The sequence below is a fragment of the Streptococcus danieliae genome (assembly GCF_013415245.1).
In the GTDB taxonomy this organism is placed as follows: Bacteria; Bacillota; Bacilli; order Lactobacillales; family Streptococcaceae; genus Streptococcus; species Streptococcus danieliae_A.
Genome location: NZ_JACBXX010000036.1, coordinates 1 through 4755, shown reverse-complemented (window position 1 = coordinate 4755; position 4755 = coordinate 1). Strand labels below are relative to the sequence as shown.

Annotated in this window: 1 protein-coding gene; it reads left to right on the top strand. The window is 47.3% G+C overall.

The genetic code is table 11. The features are described from left to right. Positions 1-10 precede the first annotated feature (10 nt). Positions 11-4755, top strand: a 4745-nt coding sequence (locus HZY94_RS00710; protein WP_179924549.1) for a YPDG domain-containing protein, incomplete at its 3' end; no start/stop codon positions are given.

Here is a 4755-nt window from a genome sequence, read left to right as displayed (position 1 = left end):
CCTAGGACTGATGAAACATCCTAAAAAAGAAGAGGTAAAAACAGCAACTTCAGACAGTCAGAAGTCCGAAGATAAAGTGGTTTCATCTTCTACTACTGAAACCAGCAAACCGGAGGTAGCTGTCCCATCGGCTTCAACTGCTGTAGCAGAACGGACTGTTGCTGATACTTCAGACAGCTCAGTTCAAGAGCCAGCAGGAGAAGTTGTTGAAGCTCCTTCCAAGGAATCTTTGCAGGTTTCACTTCCAGTTGTAGAGAACGCTTCTCAAACGTTAGTGGACACTGAGTCTTTGCAAGCTTCAGTTGACAGCTTGTCAAATATAGACAAGGTGACAGAGAGCCTGCAGGCGGCTTATGTGACAACTGGGAACCGTCCGACCCGTTCAAGATTCCGAGCTGTAGCCACTGGTACGGATCAGAATACACCGCCGTTTGATATTAGCGAGGCTATCCATAAGCCTGGAACGGATATGCAGCGTCAAGGTTACCAAGGTAAAGCTTGGCTTTATCGTGATGATACGCTTGATGGAACGAATGCAAATTCCAAAATGCTAGGCGGCGTCAAGGTCTACATTCAGTGGGTGAATGGGAAAGGTTTCGTTTCACCGGTTTATTACTCTACAACCAATGAAGACGGAACTTTTGTCATTGATTTATCAGAACCGGTAGTGGATGCTTCTGGAACCTCCCATAGCTTCCAAATGGCTGGGGATACCAAATTTGCCATCCGGACCTGGGTGGAGAATCCAGATCCAGCTAAATACAATATCATTCAACATGGTGATAAAACCTATGGATTCCACACCCGGACCAACCGGAAGAATGAATCCTGGGATTTCACAGCTGGTGTGAACCGGATTGTCAATTCGCATGTGATTCTTCAGGAAAAACCATTCACAGAATCTTGGCTAGCCAAACCGAAAGCCGAGTGGAGCGAGGCTGAGACGGTCAGTGGTGAATGGCCAGAATCTGGGAACTACGGAACCCTTCGTGGTAATGTTTGGTATGAAAATGGAGATGCTCCGGGAACCTTGGCCAACCAGTGGATCCAAGGCGGTACCTTGCCACAAGACAAGGGTGACCAGAATGCTACCGGTGTAAAAGTTGTTGCTTCTTACGTCAATGATGAAGTTGCCCGTTTATTTGACGCTTGGAAAAACGACAATAAGAACTATACCTTAGACGATTTTGCGGCAGCTCAAAAACAAATCGTTGCGGATTACCAGGCGGCAAATGGAGTTGGTTCGCATATTGCCGAAACGGTAGTTGGAGTTGTGAAAGCTGATGGTTCTTACTACATTCCGTTCAAGGGCTTGTATGGTGTTTCCCGTACGCAACAAAACTCAGGTTTGCGTATCTCTTGGAAGATATCCGATGAGGAGTATGGAAAAGTTGTTTCGGATGCAGATGTAGACCACAATGCACTCATGAAGTGGAACGGTACCATCGGTCAAAAACACCGTCACATTAACAGTGACTATGTCTATGCTTTCCCACTAGCTGATGATTATGCGGTTTGGTCCAATAATTACCAAACAAATATGTTCCAAAGCACTGCGGATACCTTAACCGGTGCCCAACCAGCAGCTAATAATTTCTGGCAAAACTTTGCCATTCTGGCCCAACAACCAAATCATGACGTTTTGGTTTATGATACGACTGATAATAAAGCTACACCTGGTACAACCGTTGAATCAACAACATCGGGTTTGATGCCCAATCGCGATTATCAAATCCAGTGGTTCAAGAATGGAGAGCCAATCGGTGCTCCTGTAACGGTTACAGCTGACGCTGACGGCCGAGCATCTTCTGTACCGATTACGGTCGAACCAGATTTAAGCGCTCCCGCTGTCTACACTTCAGGGGTCTTTTTACAAGGCGTGTCAACGTCGGATATTTCAACCGCCCTCGCTTTGGATTCCTTTGTAGCAGATGTTGCCAAACAAGCCGACACGCTTGAGCCTAAGTATGAGGACAAGAATGTTGTTCCAGGAACACCTGCAACTTCAACACCAGCTCTGACGGATAAGGATGGCAATCCAGCAACAGCTCCAGCTGGAACCAAGTTTGCGATTGCCCCAGACTTCACTGCCCCAGAAGGCTACACGGTAGCGATTGATGAAAACACAGGTGTAGTCACTGTTACAGCTCCAGCGTCGCCAACAGCGACAACCGCTGAAACAGTAGAAGTTCCTGTCGTTGTAACCTATCCAGATGCCTCTGTCGACCAAGTGAAAGCTAACTTCTACTTGGATACAGATGGTGATAACACGCCAGACAAGGACGATGCGGATGACGATAACGATGGTATCCCAGATACTAACGAGGGAACTGACGGAACCAATCCAAAAGATCCGAACTCCGCTGCAGCTTCGATCACACCAATTGATGATCAAACTGTCGAACAAGGCAGCCCAATCAAGGATGTTCCAGTTGCGGCTCAAAAAGTTCCAACAGGCGGTTCACTCAAGGTTGAAGGCCTCCCAGAAGGTGTGAGCTTTGATCCAACAACCAACACTATCTCTGGAACTCCAACTACAGCTGGCGAAAGCACAGTGACTGTAACAGTTCTGGACAAAGAAGGCAATCCTGTCAAAGACGCTCAAGGCAACCCAGTTACAGAAGAGTTCAAGATTACTGTGACTGAGGCGACGAAAGCAGCCGACACGCTTGAGCCTAAGTATGAAGATAAAAACGTTGTTCCAGGAACACCTGCTACCTCAACACCAGCTCTGACGGATAAGGATGGCAATCCAGCAACAGCTCCAGCTGGAACCAAGTTTGCGATTGCACCAGACTACACTGCCCCAGAAGGTTACACGGTAGCGATTGATGAAAACACGGGTGTGGTCACTGTTACAGCTCCAGCATCGCCAACAGCGACAACTGCTGAAACAGTAGAAGTTCCTGTCGTTGTAACCTATCCAGATGCTTCTGTCGACCAAGTGAAAGCTAACTTCTACTTGGATACAGATGGTGATAACACGCCAGACAAGGACGATGCGGATGACGATAACGATGGTATCCCAGATACTAACGAGGGAACTGACGGAACCAATCCAAAAGATCCGAACTCCGCTGCAGCTTCGATCACACCAATTGATGATCAAACTGTCGAACAAGGCAGCCCAATCAAGGATGTTCCAGTTGCGGCTCAAAAAGTTCCAACAGGCGGTTCACTCAAGGTTGAAGGCCTCCCAGAAGGTGTGAGCTTTGATCCAACAACCAACACTATCTCTGGAACTCCAACTACAGCTGGCGAAAGCACAGTGACTGTAACAGTTCTGGACAAAGAAGGCAATCCTGTCAAAGACGCTCAAGGCAACCCAGTTACAGAAGAGTTCAAGATTACTGTGACTGAGGCGACGAAAGCAGCCGACACGCTTGAGCCTAAGTATGAAGATAAAAACGTTGTTCCAGGAACACCTGCTACCTCAACACCAGCTCTGACGGATAAGGATGGCAATCCAGCAACAGCTCCAGCTGGAACCAAGTTTGCGATTGCACCAGACTACACTGCCCCAGAAGGTTACACGGTAGCGATTGATGAAAACACGGGTGTGGTCACTGTTACAGCTCCAGCATCGCCAACAGCGACAACTGCTGAAACAGTAGAAGTTCCTGTCGTTGTAACCTATCCAGATGCTTCTGTCGACCAAGTGAAAGCTAACTTCTACTTGGATACCGATGGTGATAACACGCCAGACAAGGACGATGCGGATGATGATAACGATGGTATCCCAGATACTAACGAGGGAACTGACGGAACCAATCCAAAAGATCCGAACTCCGCTGCAGCTTCGATCACACCAATTGATGATCAAACTGTTGAACAAGGCAGCCCAATCAAGGATGTTCCAGTTGCGGCTCAAAAAGTTCCAACAGGCGGTTCACTCAAGGTTGACGGTCTCCCAGAAGGCGTCAGCTTCGATCCAACAACCAACACAATCTCTGGAACTCCAACTACAGCTGGCGAAAGCACAGTGACTGTAACAGTTCTGGACAAAGATGGTAATCCTGTCAAAGACGCTCAAGGCAACCCAGTTACAGAAGAGTTTAAGATTACTGTGACTGAGCCTGAAAAAGAGGCTGATCGTAACGAACCAGCTCCAGTCGTGCAAACGGTTAAAGTTGGTGATCAAGTTGATCCAGCTAAGTCCATCTCAAACGTTGATGAACTACCAAAAGATGCGAAGATTACCTTTGAAACTCCAGTAGACACTAGCCAGCCAGGCGATCAACAAGCCATGGTAGTTGTGACTTACCCAGATGGTTCTGAGGATAAGGTTCCAGTAACTGTTAAGGTTGAAGAAAATCCAAAACAAGCGGATACTAACGAACCAGCTCCAGTCGTGCAAACGGTTAAAGTTGGTGATCAAGTTGATCCAGCTAAGTCCATCTCAAACGTTGATGAACTACCAAAAGATGCGAAGATTACCTTCGAAACTCCAGTAGATACTAGCCAACCAGGCGATCAACAAGTCATGGTAGTTGTAACCTACCCAGATGGTTCTGAGGACAAAGTTCCTGTAACTGTTAAGGTTGAAGAAAATCCAACTCAGGCAGCTACTAACGAACCAGCTCCAGCTGAACAAGTTGTTAAAGTTGGTGAAACACCATCCGCAGAGGAATCAATCAGCAACCTAGCTGAGCTTCCAGCAGATACTAAGGTAGAATTTGAAACCCCAGTGGACACTAGCCAGCCAGGTGACAAGCCAGCGATGGTTGTTGTGACCTATCCAGATGGTTCTCAAGA